Genomic DNA, 15,205 nt, shown 5'->3' with positions numbered 1-15,205 from the left:
GTCTGAGCGCTAGCGCCGAATTCTCGCAGCGCCGCCTGAGGTATGGCTGAGCGATAGGGCGATAGGGTGTGTTGGGACGGGGTCGCCTCAGCGCAACAGTGCACTCAACGGGCGGAACGGCGTCAGCCAGGCACCCTCGTCGGGGAGCGAGTCGAGGCCGATGCGTGGCAGCGGCTCACGAAAGACGCCGGGGATGTCCTCGAGGTCGATGAACTCCAAGTCGTCGGCGGTCAGGGCCCAGCTGGCGTGTTCGCGGAATCCGATGACGGTGACCGGCACCCCGTCGGCGGCCACATCGGACAGCGGTTCGCGGAAGGCCTGGCCGTCCGCGGACGCCACGATCACCCCAGCTAACCCAACAGTCTGCCTGCGAAGTGCGATGTGGTCGAGCATGTCGGGATCCACGTCGCTGTCGTCGGACAGCTTGGGCTTGGCGAACACCGAGTAGCCGACGTTGCGCAGCGCATCTACCCAGGGCCGCACAACATCGGCGCTACCAGGCACGATGTTGGTGAAAACGGTTGCCTCGGGCTCCACGGCAGCGCCGTCGGGCAGGCTCGCCGACACGTCGGCGGTGCGTTGCAGCAACCAGCGGCCCAGCGCGTCGAATCGCGGACGATGTGCCGCCGTGGGCCGGCCACCGAGGATGGCGCCGAGCCCCATGTCCATGTTGGGGGCGTCCCAGACCAACAGCATTCTCCGGGTCTGGCTCGCGCCCGCGATGGTCTCGGCGAACCCGGTCGCGTTCTTGTTCGGTTCGGTCATGACTGCTCCTCGCCGGCGGTGCCGGTCTGCCGTGGCACCGGCCGCGTGTAGACGAACTCGTTGACGTCGCGTCCCTCACGCTCGGCGCGTCCCTCGAACTTGGTGGTCGGCCGCTCCAGTGAGATCGGTGTCTCCCCGGTGAGTTGCACCACATGGGGGCGATTCGGGTCCTGGGTGGCGAGTTCCTCGGCGATCCACTCGGCATATCCGGCGTGATCGGTCGCGATGTGCAGGACACCGCCGGGGACGAGTCGGTCAGCCATCAACTCGAGCGTGCCCGACTGGACGAAGCGTCGCTTGTGATGACGCGATTTGGGCCACGGGTCGGGAAAGAAGAGTCGGATCCCGGTCAGGCTGCTCGGCGCGATCAGTTCGGTCAGGACGATGGCCGCGTCACCACGGATCATCCGCACATTGGTGAGCCCGCCACGATCGATGAGCCCGAGCAACTGTGCGAGACCGGGTCGGTAGACCTCGACCGCCAGGACATCGACGTCTGGTTCGACCGCTGCCATCGCCGCGGTCGACACCCCGGTGCCGCTACCGATCTCGAGGACGGTCGGCGCCTGCCGGCCGAACAGCGTGGGCAGATCCAGGACCGGCTCGGGGATGCGGTCGGTCCCGATGGCCAGATCCCGGCCGAGCACCGGCCACAGGGTGTCCCAATTGCGCTGCTGGCCGGGTGTCAGGGTGCCCCGCCGGAACCGGAAGCTGGTGACCCGCGGGTACAGGCGGGCACGTTCGGCGCTGTTGTTCACCAGCCCATCGTTGCGCATGACGCCGGGCTTGTGGAGGTCCGGGCGTCGGCGCGGCGCCGTAGCGGTTACCCTGCCAGCACTGTGGCCGAGAGGGCGGGGGTGGCGCGATGGGACCGACGGTGACGTCTGGGCCACCTGGTCACGCCCCCGATGTGCTCACCCGCGCGGCCGACGCCGGGCGGCTGGAGTCACTCGTCGAGGCGGGTTCACCGCTGCGGTCGACGCTGGAGATTGCCGGGCGGCGCTACCTTGCCCCGCTGCATGTGCAGGTTCTCGGACGAGACGGCGTGGGTCGCGACACCATGGCCCGTGCCCTGCGGGAACGCTTGTCGCTCAGCGTGATCGGGCCGGGAGAGAACGACTCAGCCGCCGACGCGGATCTGTGGCTGTATGTGTTGGCCGGGCTGCCGCGCCGCGCGGATGTCGGGGCGGTGCGCCGGTTGCCGGCCGACCGCCGGATCGTGGTGCTGGGAAAGGCCGACACCCACGGCGACTGGGACACCGCGGTACAGATCGCAGCGAAAGCTGCCGACGTGCTGCGCACCCGGGTCTTCACCGTGTCGGCACTGCTCGCCTGCGCCGATCTCGACGACGACGAATTCGCGCAGCTGCGCGCCTGGGTCGCCGACGGCGTCGAGATGCCGTCGATGGCCGGCCGGTTCCTGTCCGGTCCGCCCGGCTCGGCCGCGCGCCAGATGCGTGTCGGTCTCCTGCGCCGCCTCGATCAGTTCGGCATCGACCTGGCTTTGGCGCTGATCGGCTCCGGGTCGCCGGCGGCCGCCGACGTCGAGGCGCTGAATCGTTCGTTGCAGGCGGCGAGCGGTATCGCCGACCTCGTCGAACCCATCCGCGGGCACATCGGCGTGGTGCGAGGGTGGCGGCAGATCGAACTCCGTGCCGCGGTGGAACGGGCGGCCGCGGCCGGGCTGGATCGCGACACCGCCGAAGCGCTGCTCGCCGGCGGCCACATCACCACCGCGGAGGTGGCCTCATGACGACGACAGCCGCGAGCGAAGCGAGCGGGGCAGATCCAGACAGTGTCGGCACGATGCTCGGCCGGACCACCGAACTCACCGGTTTCGACCCGACACGGGTCGACGGGACGGGAAGCACGGTGGTAGTGGCCGGCACGCCGGGTGTCGGCGTCCGGGTCCTCATCGATGCCTGCCGGTCGATCGCCCCCGACCTGGACCTCGTCGAGCGCACGCCCACCGCCGCGGCGGGTCTCGCGGTGCTCGTCGTCGACCCCTCGTCATCGGTGGCCGACGAGGAACTGCAGCTCCTCGACGACCTGCGCGCCGCCTACGGGGTGGTCGGGCTGGTGTGCACCAAGATCGACGCGTTCTGGGAATGGCCGCGCGTCCTGCGCAGCCACCGTAGGACGCTCGATCCGTACGAGTCCCTGCCGCTGTTCGCGGTGTCGGGGGTGGCCGCGATGTCCGGCGGGCTCGATGAGTCGGGTGTCGTGGCTCTGGTCGAGTGGCTGCGCGAACAAATGTCGGCACCCGTCGAGCTACGCCGTCACCGGGCGAGGCTGGCGGCCGCACAGGGTGCCGTCGAACATCTGCTGGACGAACTCGACGCCACCGAACCCGACCGACTCGACGAGTTGATGCGACGTCGGCACCGCCTGGTCGAATCCCGCGACCGCGGACGAACCGATCGGCTGACGGCTGTGCGCGCGGGCTTGCACCGGGTGCGTGCGGAATCGTCGTCGCAGGTGCAGGCCGGTTTGCGATCGATCGGCTCGGACCTGGCCGGTCTGGACATCGGGCCCGCCGAGCGGCGTAGGGCACTGAGTGCCCGGCTCGATGACCTTGCCGCGGTGGTGTCGAGCGCCACCGACGAGCGGATCGAGGAGGTGTCGGCGGGTGCGTTGATCGGCCTCGACACCGATACCGAGCCGGCCGACGAGGAGTCCTGGCGCGTCGAGGTCGGGCCCATCCGGGACACCACCGACGCCCGGCGAGGTGCCGAGGATGCGCTCGTCGTGCTGATCGGGGCCTCTACCGGCCTCGGTGTTGGTCGGCTGGTGGTCACCCCGATGGCGTCGGTGCAGACCTTGCAGTGGATCAGCATGCCCCTCACGCTGGTGTCGGGCGTGGCGGTCGCCGTGTGGGTGATCAGGATGCGACGTGGCGCAACCGCACGCGCGGCGGCCCGTGGCTGGGTGTCTGAGGTGCTGGCCGAGGTCCGCTCCCGCGTCGACCACCAGATCGGCCAACGAGTCGCCGGTGCCGAGACCCGGATCGCGGGTCAGATCGCGCGTTCCTACGATCGCCGGACCCGACTGGTCGCGGCCGAGGTCGCAGCTCTCGACGAGCGTGCGCGTGGCCTGCGCGACTCGGAGGTCGAGGTCCGACGCCGGCGTGAGGTGGCACGTGCGATGCGGCAGGTGCTGGTGGACGCGCAATCGGCGCTCGCCGAGTCGGTGCGCGGCCGGAAAGCAGGAATGGTGAAGGAAGGAGTATCCGATGGATCCGATCTTCGGTGAGCCGATCTTTGGTGAGTCCGCCTTTGGTGAGTCCGCCTTTGGTGAGTCACTGCCGGGAGAGCAGCCGGGCGGTGCACATGACGCGTCGGCCGGTGACCTCACCCCGGCAGATGATCTCGACTCACACCTGTGGATGCAGGACGAGGGCCGGATCTGGGACCTCGGACCGGCCGAGGTCGACACCGACAACGACGGTGTCAACGACTCACTGACCCGCAACGGACCCGACGGATTCACCGTCTACACCGACAGCGACCGGGACGGTCAGGTCGACAAGATCACCGAGATCAACGCCAACGGCGACTTCCGATCGGCGGTGCTGAATCCGGAGACCGGCACCTGGGTTCCGACCGACTCGGGACGGCTCAACTGACCGGCGAGACAGGTTTACGGATTGAATGAATCATCAAACTCGCAGCCCAACCAGGGTAAAACGTCCTGATGGCTCTGAATGTGGCATATCCCGCATCTGCGTACCCTGGCACCTAGCGCCCGTTCGGTCGTCGTATCCTTGAGCTACGACGACATCACCCCTTGGCGATCAGTCGAGCCGGTCGCCAGCTCCCAGGAGGCACCACAGCTATGACCGCAGCGACAATTCCCGGATTGGATCCCGACAGCGCACCGACCAAACACGCAGGTCTGCTGGCCTGGATCGCCGAGGTCGCCGAACTGACCCAGCCCGACCGCGTCGTCTGGTCGGATGGCAGTGACGAGGAGTGGAACCGCCTCACCGAGCATCTGGTCTCGGCGGGCACCCTGGTCAAGCTGAACGAGGAGAAGAAACCCAACTCGTTCCTGGCCAAGTCCGACCCCGCCGATGTCGCCCGCGTGGAGTCCCGCACCTACATCTGCTCGGAGAGCGAAGCCGATGCCGGACCCACCAACAATTGGGTGGCACCGGACGAGATGCGCGCCACCATGACCGAGCTGTACCGCGGATCGATGCGCGGCCGCACGATGTTCGTCATCCCCTTCTGTATGGGCCCGCTCGGCTCCGACGACCCGAAGCTCGGTGTGGAACTCACCGACTCCGAGTACGTCGTCCTGTCGATGAAGATCATGGCCCGCGTCGGCCGGCAGGTGCTCGACCTCCTGGGCGAGGACGGCTTCTTCGTGAAGGCGCTGCATTCGGTGGGCGCGCCGCTCGAACCGGGTCAGGCCGACGTGGCGTGGCCGTGCAACACCGAGAAGTACATCACCCACTTCCCGGAGACCCGCGAGATCTGGTCGTTCGGCTCCGGCTACGGCGGCAACGCCCTCCTCGGCAAGAAGTGCTACGCGCTGCGCATCGCCTCGGTGATGGCGCGCGACGAGGGCTGGATGGCCGAGCACATGCTGATCCTGAAGCTGACCAGCCCGGAGCAGAAGGTCTACTACGTGGCCGCTGCCTTCCCGAGCGCCTGCGGCAAGACCAACCTCGCGATGATCCAGCCCACGATTCCCGGCTGGAAGGCCGAGACCGTCGGCGACGACATCGCCTGGATGCGGTTCGGCGACGACGGCCGCCTGTACGCGATCAACCCGGAGTTCGGGTTCTTCGGCGTCGCGCCCGGCACCAGCGACGACTCCAACCCGAACGCGATGCGCACCATCGAGGCGGGCAACACGCTCTACACCAACGTCGCACTCACCGACGACGGCGACATCTGGTGGGAGGGCATCGGCGGTGACACCCCCGATCACCTCACCGACTGGCTGGGCAACGACTGGACGCCCCAGTCCGATCACAAGGCGGCCCATCCCAACTCGCGCTACTGCACCCCGATCTCGCAGTGCCCGTCGCTGGCCGACGAGTGGGACGACCCGCGTGGCGTGCCGATCTCGGCGATCCTCTTCGGTGGCCGCCGCAAGACCACGGTGCCTCTCGTGACCGAGGCACACGACTGGCAGACCGGCGTCTTCATGGGCGCCACGGTGGGCTCCGAGCAGACCGCCGCCGCCGAGGGCAAGGTCGGCACCGTGCGCCGCGACCCGATGGCGATGCTGCCGTTCATCGGCTACCACGTCGGCGACTACCTGCAGCACTGGGTGGACCTCGGCAAAAACGCCGACGCGACCAAACTGCCGAAGGTGTTCTACGTCAATTGGTTCCGTCGCGGCGACGACGGCCGCTTCCTGTGGCCCGGATTCGGCGAGAACAGCCGTGTGCTGAAGTGGATCATCGGCCGGATCGAGGGCGAGAACGAAGGCACCGAGACACCGATCGGTATCGTCGCGAAGCCCGAGGAGATCGACGTCACCGGCCTGGACACACCGGCCGACGACGTGAGGGCCGCACTCACCTTCGACGCCGACGAATGGCGCCGCGAGCTGCCGCTGATCGAGGAGCTCTTCGACTTCGTCGGTGACAAGCTGCCGACGACCCTGCGCGACGAGCTCGACGGTCTCAAGCAGCGGCTCAGCTGATCGAGTCGAGGTTTGGACCGGGGCGCCCTCAGGTTGCTGAGGTATCGTCTCCCCCTATGAGATTCCGCTTGTGGGGGGCGGCGATGGTCGTCGTCGGCATCGTGGCCCTGATGATCACGCCGGTGGCGGCCGCGCCGGCGCACAGCGCCCCGGCACCCCGGGTCACCTCGTTCTATCTGAGTTCCACGGGTTTCACCCCGGTCCCGACGCTCGGTGGGATCACCGGAATCGATCGCAAACCCGACGGCGAGTACATCATGATCGCCTCGGCGGGTCTCGGCCGCTACTTCGACGCCCGGATTCCGTTCTTCTCGTCGACCGGAGCCTTCGGCCGCGCGACCGTGTCGCTCGCCGGCCGTCCGATCCTGGGACCGGGCTTCATGCCGATGATGCCGGGTGCAGCGCAGTTCGAAGGTGTGCGCAGCCGCGGCAACGGATTTGTCGTCGCCAGCGGCGGCGCACATCAGTTCGTCCGGCTCCTCGGCCCGTTCGGCAACCAGGTGCGTGATCTGCCGTTGCCGCAGGCCTACCGCAAGGCCAAGAACACCGGACTCGACCCGCGGCGCGGACTCATCGGTGTCGCCGTCGCACCCGGCTCGGGAATGATCAGCACCCTCACCGCCGGTGGGCTGAAACAGGATCCGGCTCATTCGGCGCGCCTGCTCATCTGGCCTGGCCGCGGCACCACCGAGTTCGTGTATCGCACCGACGGCGACAAGTTGGCCGCCGACGTCGTCGCGGTCAACAAGACCGACTATCTGGTGCTCGAACGCGGGAAGGGCCGGGCAACACGGATCTTCTGGACCACCACGCGCGGCGCACAGCCGGTGACCGGTAAAGCGCGCCTGAGTGGCCGCGAGGTCGCGATGCCCAAGGTTCCGATCTTCTCCACCGCACCGCTGCCCGGACTGCGTGCGGGCAACATGTCGGGTCTGGGTTGGGGCAACTGGCTGCCGGACCGGCCGTGGCTGAAGTACCGGGCGCGAGTGCTGTTCGTCGTGACCAACGACGGCCTGGGCGTCCCGCCGCGGGTACACGCACTCGAGGTCCGATTCCCGAAGCGCTGAGCGCAATGACCGCCGGGGGTGGACTCAGGGTGTTCACGGATGGCCAACCCGTCGAGGATTTGGCACCGTGGTACCCATGACCTCAAGTCAACCGCCCTCCAGCGACCCGCCCAGTGGAGGATTCGTCACCTCCGCTCCGACCATCGCGGCCGGTGCCGAGAACCTCGTCAAGCGTTTCGGTTCCGGCGACACCGCCGTGGAAGCGCTTCGCGGTGTGACGATCTCGTTCCGGGCCGGCGAGTTCACCGCCATCATGGGCCCGTCCGGCTCGGGTAAGTCGACGCTGATGCACTGCCTCGCCGGACTCGACGTCGCGAGCGGGGGCCGGGTGCAGATCGGCGACGTCGACCTGACGAGGTTGTCGGACAAGGCGATGACGATGCTCCGGCGCGACCGTATCGGTTTCGTCTTCCAGTCCTTCAACCTGGTGCCCACGCTGACCGCCGCGGAGAACATCACACTGCCCGTCGACATCGCCGGCCGCGAGGTCGACAAGGAGTGGTTCGACGCCGTCGTCGAACGACTGGGGATCACCGACCGGCTCGGCCATCTGCCCAGCGAGTTGTCGGGCGGGCAGCAGCAGCGCGTCGCCTGTGCCCGCGCGTTGATCGGCAAGCCGGCGATCATCTTCGGCGACGAGCCGACCGGCAACCTCGATTCCCGTTCCTCGGGTGAGGTGTTGAGCATTCTGCGCGCCGCCACCGACGAGTTCGGCCAGACGGTGGTGATCGTGACCCACGATCCGCGCGCCGCGTCGTATGCCGATCGTGTGGTGTTCCTCGCCGACGGTCAGATCGTCCGGGAGTTGTCCCGCCCGAGTGCCGACGACGTGTTCGAGGTGATGCGTCACCTCGACGACGTGCCCGCCACCGCGGCCGATACAAGTGCCACCGAAGCCGCCGCCCAACCCGTCGTCTCCGGAGGCGGCAAACACGAGGCTCCCGACCTCGACGAGGCGCGCTGAACGTGGCCACCTCGGTGATGCGCCGGGTTTCCCTGCGAAACCTGCGGGCGCACAAGCTTCGTCTGTTTCTGACGGTGTTCTCGATCGTCCTCGGCACGTCCTTCGTGGCCGGCACGATCGTCTTCACCACCACCATCTCCAACGCGTTCACCAACATCTTCGACAACGCGGCGCAGGGCGTCGCAGTGGAGATCACCCCGTCTGATCCGCAGTCGGCGGGTGTGCCGTTGACGGTGGTGGACCAGCTCCGCCAACGTTCGGCCGAGCTCGGCATCGACAAGCTCGTCGTCAACAACAGCGGTCTGGTGACCATCGCCAATTCGGAGGGCAAGGCGCTGCAGACCGGTGGCGCCCCCAGCGTGGGTACCGCCTACATTCCGCCCGCAGAGGCGATTTCGGCTGCCGATTCGCGGATCATGACCGGTGGTCGGGCGCCGATGAATGCCGGCGAGATCGCGTTGAACGAGACCGCCGCCGACGCCGGCGACTTGAAGGTCGGCTCGAAGACCAAGATCGTCGTGGGCCAGGGCAATGCGCCACCGCGCGAGGTCACGGTGGTCGGCCTGATCGACCTGCCGACCGCGACCGGCGGATACGTCAATGTCCAGTTCGACGCGGCGACCGCGTCGATGCTCTTCTCGGACGGCAAACACGCTGCGCTGGTGGATATGTCGGCGGTCGACGGGGTGACGCCCGAGCAGCTCGTGGAGCGGGTGCGGACCGCGCTGGGACCGGCCGCGGACCGGCTCGAGATCCGGACCGGCGATCAGGTCCGACAGGATCAGAAGGATCAGGTCAACCAGTTCCTCGACATCTTCCAGTACATCCTGCTGGCGTTCGCCGCCATCGGCCTGATCGTCGGCACGTTCATCATCTACAACACCTTCTCGATGCTTGTCGCACAACGCAATCGGGAGTTCGCACTGTTGCGGGCGGTTGGCGCCAGCCGGCGGCAGGTGTCGCGGTCGATCCTGTTCGAGGCCTTCATCGTCGGCATCATCGGCGGCCTGATCGGACTCGCGATCGGGATCGGTCTGGCCGCGGGACTGAAAGCCCTGGTCACCTCGAGTTCGGGGTTGCCCGCGGGCTCCCTCGAAGTGACCATCCCCGCTGTGGTCGCCACCATTTTGGTGGGCGTCGTCGTCACCATGGTCAGCGCATGGGTGCCGGCGGCCCGGGCATCCCGGGTACCGCCGGTGGAAGCGATGCGCGCAAGTGCCACCGAGGGTTCGGCGTCGCTGCGAACCCGAACGATCATCGGTGCGGTCGTGGGTGTGGCCGGCGTGGTCGCCCTTATCGTGGGCGCAACCGGCGAGGGCCTCGGTCCGGTGCTGACGGTTGCCGCGGGTGCCGGCGCGATCATCCTTGCCACGGTGCTCGCCGGACCTGCCCTCTCGCAGCCGTTCGTCGGGGCTCTCGGCCGGGTGGTCGGTGCGCCGTTCGGCACGATCGGCCGGTTGGCCCGCACCAACGCCGTGCGCAATCCGCGTCGTTCCGCCGCAACGGCTTTCGCATTGACCCTCGGCTTGATGCTGGTCGCGGTGATCGGGATTCTCGGCGAATCCTTCAAGGGAACGGTCGACGACGCCGTCGACACCGGGGTCACCGCCGACTACATCATCGCCGGCACCAACCAGGCGCCTCTCCCCGCGGCAATTGCCGATGCTGTGAAAGGTGTTGACGGAGTCGAGGATTGGGTGTCCTTCGGGATCGTCCAGGCCCAGGTCGAGGAGGCCGACGGCGAGCGGTCGGTGACCGGCTATTCGCCACTCGGCTCTCCGGTGGCGAGCGTGGCGTCGGTGGACATGGTCGACGGATCGTCGGATGTCCTTGCGCCCGAAGGGTTGTTCGTCAGCGAACGCAGCCGTGATTCGCTCGGCTGGCGGCTTGGGGACGTCGTCACGTTCGTCGGGTCGGACGGCACCAAGATCCCGGTCACCGTTTCGGGGGTGTACGCCGACAACGAATCGCTGCAACCGTGGATGCTCGGTGCGGCGGTGTACGAGAAGCTGGTGCCGCCGCCGGCCCGGGCCAGTGTCGCCATCTTCGTGAAGGCAACGCCTGGAACGGATCTCGACACCCTGCGCACCGATCTGGAGAATGCCACCGATTCGTTCCTGATCGCTCAGGTGCAGGATCGCGAGCAGTTCAAGAGCACCATCACCAAGCAGATCGATCAGATGCTGATCACGCTGTACGCGATGCTCGGGCTGGCGCTGCTGATCGCGGTGCTCGGGATCATCAACACGCTCGCGTTGTCGGTGATCGAGCGCAAGCGCGAGATCGGGATGTTGCGGGCCATCGGCATGGTGCGTTCCCAGGTTCAGCTCGGCATCTACGTCGAGTCGGTGCTGATATCTGTCTTCGGCGCTGTGATGGGTGTGATCCTCGGTGGTGCGATCGGCTGGGCGCTGGTTCGGACCCTGGCGAAGTGGGGATTGGGTGCGCCCCAGGTCCCGTGGATCCTGATCCTGGTGACGCTGGTGGGCGGGGCCGTGGTGGGCGTCCTGGCCGCGGTGTGGCCCGCGGTGCGTGCCGCGCGGACCGGACCGTTGGAGGCCATCGCCGATCCGTAGTGCAGTCGGTGGATCGAGGCGCCTGGCACAATCGTCCGCATGACGCGACCACCCGAGGACGATCCACGCGATCCCCGGCAGCAGCCGCCGCCACCGTCGAATACACCGCAACATCCCGAGACACGCCAGTTCGGACCGAACACCGACCCGGCGGCGATCGGGGACCCGGTACCGCCCCAGCCCGACCCGATGACAGGTCCCACCGACCAGTACGGCCAGTTCGCCGAACCGGCCCCGCCGTCACAGGCCTACACGAACGCCGGACCCTCGGGTGGCTACCCGCCCACCGGTTACGGCGCCGACCCGCAGCCGTCCAAGAACACCGGGCGCACCGTGGGGCTCGTGCTCGCGGTCGTCGCGGCGCTCGTGGTGATCGGGATCGTCGCGTTCCTGATCCTGCGAGGTGGTGGCGACGAGTCGACGACGGCAGGAGCGTCGTCGACGACGAGCAGCGCACCGTCGAGCAAATCGAGCTCAACGACGACGACCACAACCACCACGACGACTCGGACAACCTCGTCGCCCACCTCGACAGCACCGTCGGATCAGGTCACCTACCAGCTGACCGGTGGCGGTAGCGTCATCACGCTGAGCTACGAGGCCTCCGGTCGGCGCGGGTTCGTGGCGAGCACCGGCACGCCGTGGTCGTTGTCGGTACGTGTGGGCGGCGACAACGCCGAGCTCACGGCGATCGTCGTTCAGGGCACGGTGACGTGCACGATCATGCGCAACGGTGAGCAACTTTCGTCGGCGACCAGCGGTCCGTCACCGCTCCCGCTGCGGTGTGCGGCGCCGCTGCAGTAGCCCGGCGTCAGCGCTTGCGCAGAACGAGGACCAGGTTGGTGCCCAGCACCTCACGCAGCACCGGCACCCGCATGACCCACCACATCCACCTGGGCAGATAGCGCGGGAAGGCGGCGACGAGGTCGGCGTTGTCCCGCGCGGTGGCGGCCCAGCGCAAACCCTGGGCGGCGGTTACGGGAAACAGCGAGGTGCCGAAGAGATTCTTCGGTGGATGACCGTGGCGTCGCGTGTACCACCGCGCCGCGCGGTGGCCGCCGAGATAGTGCGTGAGCCCCATTTCGTGGCCGCCGAACGGCCCCCACCACAGGGTGTAGCTGACGATGGTCAGGCCGCCCGGGCGCGTCACTCGCAGCATCTCGTCGCACATCTCCCAGGGTCGCGACGTGTGTTCGACCACGTTCGACGACAGGCAGATGTCCATCGAATCGTCCGCGAAGGGCAGATTCTGTCCAGAGCCACGCACGGTTCCCCGGTGTTCGAGTCCGCCCGCATGCATCTCGGCGGGGTCCGGTTCCAGAGCGAGGTAATGGGCTCCGACCTCCCGAAACGCGTCCGCGAAGTACCCCGGACCACCGCCGACGTCGAGGATGACCGCCCCGGAGAGCCCGGTGTCTTCGGTGGCGAAGGCGGCAACCATGTCGCGGGTGTCGCGAGCCAGTGCGCCGTAGAAGCGGGCCGGGTCCGACTGCTCGAAGCGGAAGTCGTTGAGGAGTCCTACCGCCCGTCGCAATGTCGCCAGAGCGGCCATGTCACGTGCCGGCATGGGGTGGTGTTCTGCTCCTCGACCGCGATTATGTCTACAACTTCCGTTGTAGACGCGCCAGTAACTTATCGATTAGAGTCTATCGGCATCGGGGGAGAGCAAGAAGGTTCCGGGCCGTCGCACATGGTGTGGAGGGGATGACGTGTTCGGCGCCCGGAACCACTTCTGCGACGTCGTCGGTAGGCTGACACGCAATGCATCCACCATCTGAGGTCCTGCTGCTGTGCTGGCGGGACACCGGCCACCCGCAGGGCGGCGGAAGTGAAACCTACCTGGAACGGGTCGGTGCCGAACTGGTCCGACGCGGCGTGCGCGTCACCTTTGTGACTTCTGCCTATCCGGGTGCGGCACCCAACGAGATGCGTGACGGTATCCGGTTCGTCCGCGTCGGCGGTCGAATCTCTGTCTACCCGCGGGTGGCGGCGATGATGCTGGCGGGTCGGATGGGACTCGGCCGGCTGGCCGCGACGGCACCGCAGGCCGTTGTCGACACCCAGAACGGAATCCCGTTCTTTGCCTCGATGGTGAGTCCGGCGCCGACCGTCGTCCTGGTGCATCACTGTCACCGTGAGCAGTGGCCCGTCGCGGGTCGCCTGCTCGGCCGACTGGGCTGGTTCCTGGAGTCGCGAGTGGCTCCTCGCCTGCATCGGCGCAACCGCTACGTCACGGTGTCGACCCCGTCCATGCAGGAGCTGGTCGAGTTGGGTGTCGACGCCGAGCGGATCTCCGTGGTTCGCAACGGCATCGACCCGCTTCCCGACGGCCTCGCGGCGGCTCGTTCCTCCGGCGAAGGGGTGGTGCGGTTGTGCGTGCTCTCGCGCCTGGTGCCGCACAAGCAGGTCGAGGACGCCCTTGCGGTAGCCGCGGATCTGCGACGGGGTGGCCTCGAAGTGCACCTCGACGTGATCGGCGGCGGATGGTGGGATGGCGAGTTGCGCAGCACCACAAGCCGTCTCGGGCTCGATGACGCGGTCACCTTCCACGGGCACGTCAGCGAGCGTCGCAAGCACGAGATCCTGTCCGCCGCCCGGGTGCACCTGATGCCGTCCCGCAAGGAGGGCTGGGGTCTAGCGGTGGTGGAGGCGGCGCAGCATGGTGTGCCGACGATCGGCTACCGCAGTTCCGTCGGCCTGCACGAGTCCATCGACCACGGTCGGACCGGGCTTCTGGTCGATGGAGTCGACGAGCTCCTCAGCGCCACAAGGAAACTCATCGAGGACGACGCGGAGGCCCGGCGTCTGGGCGACGCAGCCCGAGTCAAGTCGCAGGGATACTCGTGGTCGGCGACCTGCGACGGCTTCCTGGATGTCTTCGCCGAGGTGTGTCGTTGAGTACCACCGACGGATCGGCGTCGTCGCTGCCGATCTTTGACCTCGCGGTTGCGGCCGACGACCCGGACCCATTCAGGGCCGATCTGCTCGACGCCACTCACCGGCTGGGCTTCTTCTATCTCGTCGGGCACGGCATCGAACAGCGGCGGTTCGACGATCTGATCGACATTGCGCGTCGTTTCTTTTCGCTGTCGGACGCCGACAAGGACGAGATCTCACAGTTGCGAAGTCCGCAGTTTCGCGGCTATTCGCGGCTCGGTGGGGAATTGACGAACGGTGCCGTCGATTGGCGCGAGCAGATCGACATCGGCCCCGAGCGAGCGGCAATCGAAGGGGCCGAAGGCTATTGGCACCTGCAGGGTCCCAACCTGTGGCCGTCGGCGCTTCCGGAGCTGCGCCCTGCGCTCGAACAGTGGTCCGAGGATCTGGCGGCAGTCGGACGGGAATTGCTCGGCCACTGGGCGGCCGCACTGGGCGCACCGATGACGGTTTTCGACGACGCATTCGCCGATCGCCCGGCAACCCTGATGAAGGTGGTCCGCTATCCCGGTTCCGAATCAGACCGGCAGGGTGTTGGGGCACACAAGGATTCCGGGGTCCTCACCCTCCTGCTCGTGGAACCCGATACCGCTGGTTTGCAGGTGGAGGGGCCCGACGGCGAGTGGATCGACGTGCCTCCACGCCGCGGCGCGTTCATCGTCAACATCGGCGAACTTCTCGAGGTGGCGACCGGCGGTTACCTCCGCGCCACCCGCCACCGCGTGCTCGCACCACCGCCGGGACGAGACCGGATCTCGATCCCGTACTTCCTCAATCCTGGTCTGGACGCCCAGATTCCGGTCCTCGAACTCCCGGGAGAGCTTGCCCGGCACTCGCGAGGGGTCGAACTCGACCCGGACAACCCGATCTTCAACACCTACGGCGAGAACGCCTGGAAGTCGCGGACCCGGGCGCATCCCGACGTCGCGTTGCGCCACCACGGCATTCGGCCCGCAGGCGCACCGACGTCGTACTGATCCGAATCGCTCGATGAGCGGCTCTGACATGCGGGATACACGGCGGCTCAGGGTGGCGGGTTGCGGAAAATAGAAGAGTTTCTTCCCGTCTACTCTCTTCGACGATGCGGATGCCGTTGCGTCACCGCACCAGCGTTGTCGCGCGGTCGGAGCCACCGCATCTCCCGGTGTTGGCCTACTGGTGCGGCTGTGGTTGGGTGCGGGGTGGGTGTCTTCGACTGCGCGGCAACGGTTTCCCGTGGCGTCGCGGTTCACACT

13 protein-coding genes are annotated in these 15,205 nt (G+C 67.6%); 10 read left to right on the top strand and 3 right to left on the bottom strand.

Annotated elements, in window-relative coordinates:
• Positions 1-87 precede the first annotated feature (87 nt).
• A complete protein-coding gene (locus tag ABZW74_RS15360; protein WP_240854925.1) occupies positions 88-765 on the bottom strand; it encodes an NYN domain-containing protein in 678 nt (225 codons plus the stop codon).
• Positions 762-1,541, bottom strand: coding sequence for a tRNA (guanosine(46)-N7)-methyltransferase TrmB (gene trmB, locus ABZW74_RS15355; RefSeq protein ID WP_240854923.1), 780 nt, complete (start codon positions 1,539-1,541; stop codon positions 762-764). The genes ABZW74_RS15360 and trmB overlap by 4 nt, the downstream gene beginning before the upstream one ends.
• An 89-nt stretch (positions 1,542-1,630) precedes the next feature.
• On the opposite strand from trmB, the gene ABZW74_RS15350 reads away from it, so the two are divergent.
• The 8 genes from ABZW74_RS15350 to ABZW74_RS15315 all read left to right on the top strand — a co-directional run bounded on the left by ABZW74_RS15350 (position 1,631) and on the right by ABZW74_RS15315 (position 11,837).
• Positions 1,631-2,518, top strand: a complete 888-nt coding sequence (locus ABZW74_RS15350; RefSeq protein WP_240854921.1) for a hypothetical protein — start codon at positions 1,631-1,633, stop codon at positions 2,516-2,518.
• A complete protein-coding gene (locus tag ABZW74_RS15345; protein ID WP_355277261.1) occupies positions 2,515-4,017 on the top strand; it encodes a GTPase domain-containing protein in 1,503 nt (500 codons plus the stop codon). Before ABZW74_RS15350 ends, ABZW74_RS15345 begins: the two co-directional genes overlap by 4 nt.
• On the top strand, positions 3,998-4,390 hold the full coding sequence (locus ABZW74_RS15340; protein WP_240854919.1) for a DUF6802 family protein: 393 nt from the start codon (positions 3,998-4,000) through the stop codon (positions 4,388-4,390). The genes ABZW74_RS15345 and ABZW74_RS15340 overlap by 20 nt, the downstream gene beginning before the upstream one ends.
• Before the next feature lie 209 nt (positions 4,391-4,599).
• Positions 4,600-6,426 (top strand): phosphoenolpyruvate carboxykinase (GTP), encoded by a 1,827-nt coding sequence (locus tag ABZW74_RS15335; protein WP_240854918.1) that lies wholly within the window; start codon positions 4,600-4,602, stop codon positions 6,424-6,426.
• A 56-nt stretch (positions 6,427-6,482) separates the two neighbouring features.
• The gene (locus ABZW74_RS15330) at positions 6,483-7,493 is read left to right on the top strand and encodes an esterase-like activity of phytase family protein (protein ID WP_355277258.1); all 1,011 of its coding nucleotides are present in this window, start codon (positions 6,483-6,485) and stop codon (positions 7,491-7,493) included.
• 76 nt (positions 7,494-7,569) lie between these two features.
• Positions 7,570-8,457 (top strand): ABC transporter ATP-binding protein, encoded by an 888-nt coding sequence (locus ABZW74_RS15325; RefSeq protein ID WP_355277255.1) that lies wholly within the window; start codon positions 7,570-7,572, stop codon positions 8,455-8,457.
• Between the two features lie 17 nt (positions 8,458-8,474).
• Positions 8,475-11,033, top strand: a complete 2,559-nt coding sequence (locus tag ABZW74_RS15320) for an FtsX-like permease family protein (RefSeq protein WP_355277287.1) — start codon at positions 8,475-8,477, stop codon at positions 11,031-11,033.
• A 39-nt stretch (positions 11,034-11,072) separates the two neighbouring features.
• Positions 11,073-11,837: a hypothetical protein gene (locus ABZW74_RS15315; RefSeq protein WP_355277253.1), complete on the top strand. Its 765-nt coding sequence runs from the start codon at positions 11,073-11,075 to the stop codon at positions 11,835-11,837.
• 7 nt (positions 11,838-11,844) lie between these two features.
• Here the strand turns inward: ABZW74_RS15315 and ABZW74_RS15310 are convergent, their stop codons facing one another.
• Positions 11,845-12,600, bottom strand: coding sequence for a class I SAM-dependent methyltransferase (locus tag ABZW74_RS15310; protein WP_355277250.1), 756 nt, complete (start codon positions 12,598-12,600; stop codon positions 11,845-11,847).
• A gap of 194 nt (positions 12,601-12,794) precedes the next feature.
• Between ABZW74_RS15310 and ABZW74_RS15305 the strand changes: the two genes are divergently transcribed.
• Both ABZW74_RS15305 and ABZW74_RS15300 read left to right on the top strand, forming a co-directional pair.
• Positions 12,795-13,931, top strand: coding sequence for a glycosyltransferase family 4 protein (locus ABZW74_RS15305; protein ID WP_240854907.1), 1,137 nt, complete (start codon positions 12,795-12,797; stop codon positions 13,929-13,931).
• Positions 13,928-14,947, top strand: a complete 1,020-nt coding sequence (locus ABZW74_RS15300) for a 2-oxoglutarate and iron-dependent oxygenase domain-containing protein (protein WP_355277248.1) — start codon at positions 13,928-13,930, stop codon at positions 14,945-14,947. The genes ABZW74_RS15305 and ABZW74_RS15300 overlap by 4 nt, the downstream gene beginning before the upstream one ends.
• Positions 14,948-15,205: the final 258 nt, after the last annotated feature.

The organism is Gordonia sp. NPDC003585, from assembly GCF_040610755.1.
Classification (GTDB): domain Bacteria; phylum Actinomycetota; class Actinomycetes; order Mycobacteriales; family Mycobacteriaceae; genus Gordonia.
The sequence above is the reverse complement of the archived record's forward strand: the minus strand, read 5'-3'. Positions and strand labels throughout refer to the sequence as shown.

Excerpts from the sequence above, each read along its gene's own strand:
- ABZW74_RS15350 (WP_240854921.1), top strand. The coding sequence starts at position 1,631 with ATGGGACCGACGGTGACGTCTGGGCCACCTGGTCACGCCCCCGATGTG.
- ABZW74_RS15305 (WP_240854907.1), top strand. The coding sequence starts at position 12,795 with ATGCATCCACCATCTGAGGTCCTGCTGCTGTGCTGGCGGGACACCGGC.
- ABZW74_RS15310 (WP_355277250.1), bottom strand. The coding sequence starts at position 12,600 with ATGCCGGCACGTGACATGGCCGCTCTGGCGACATTGCGACGGGCGGTA.
- ABZW74_RS15345 (WP_355277261.1), top strand. The coding sequence starts at position 2,515 with ATGACGACGACAGCCGCGAGCGAAGCGAGCGGGGCAGATCCAGACAGT.
- ABZW74_RS15335 (WP_240854918.1), top strand. The coding sequence starts at position 4,600 with ATGACCGCAGCGACAATTCCCGGATTGGATCCCGACAGCGCACCGACC.
- ABZW74_RS15325 (WP_355277255.1), top strand. The coding sequence starts at position 7,570 with ATGACCTCAAGTCAACCGCCCTCCAGCGACCCGCCCAGTGGAGGATTC.
- ABZW74_RS15330 (WP_355277258.1), top strand. The coding sequence starts at position 6,483 with ATGAGATTCCGCTTGTGGGGGGCGGCGATGGTCGTCGTCGGCATCGTG.
- ABZW74_RS15360 (WP_240854925.1), bottom strand. The coding sequence starts at position 765 with ATGACCGAACCGAACAAGAACGCGACCGGGTTCGCCGAGACCATCGCG.
- trmB (WP_240854923.1), bottom strand. The coding sequence starts at position 1,541 with ATGCGCAACGATGGGCTGGTGAACAACAGCGCCGAACGTGCCCGCCTG.
- ABZW74_RS15315 (WP_355277253.1), top strand. The coding sequence starts at position 11,073 with ATGACGCGACCACCCGAGGACGATCCACGCGATCCCCGGCAGCAGCCG.
- ABZW74_RS15340 (WP_240854919.1), top strand. The coding sequence starts at position 3,998 with ATGGATCCGATCTTCGGTGAGCCGATCTTTGGTGAGTCCGCCTTTGGT.
- ABZW74_RS15320 (WP_355277287.1), top strand. The coding sequence starts at position 8,475 with ATGCGCCGGGTTTCCCTGCGAAACCTGCGGGCGCACAAGCTTCGTCTG.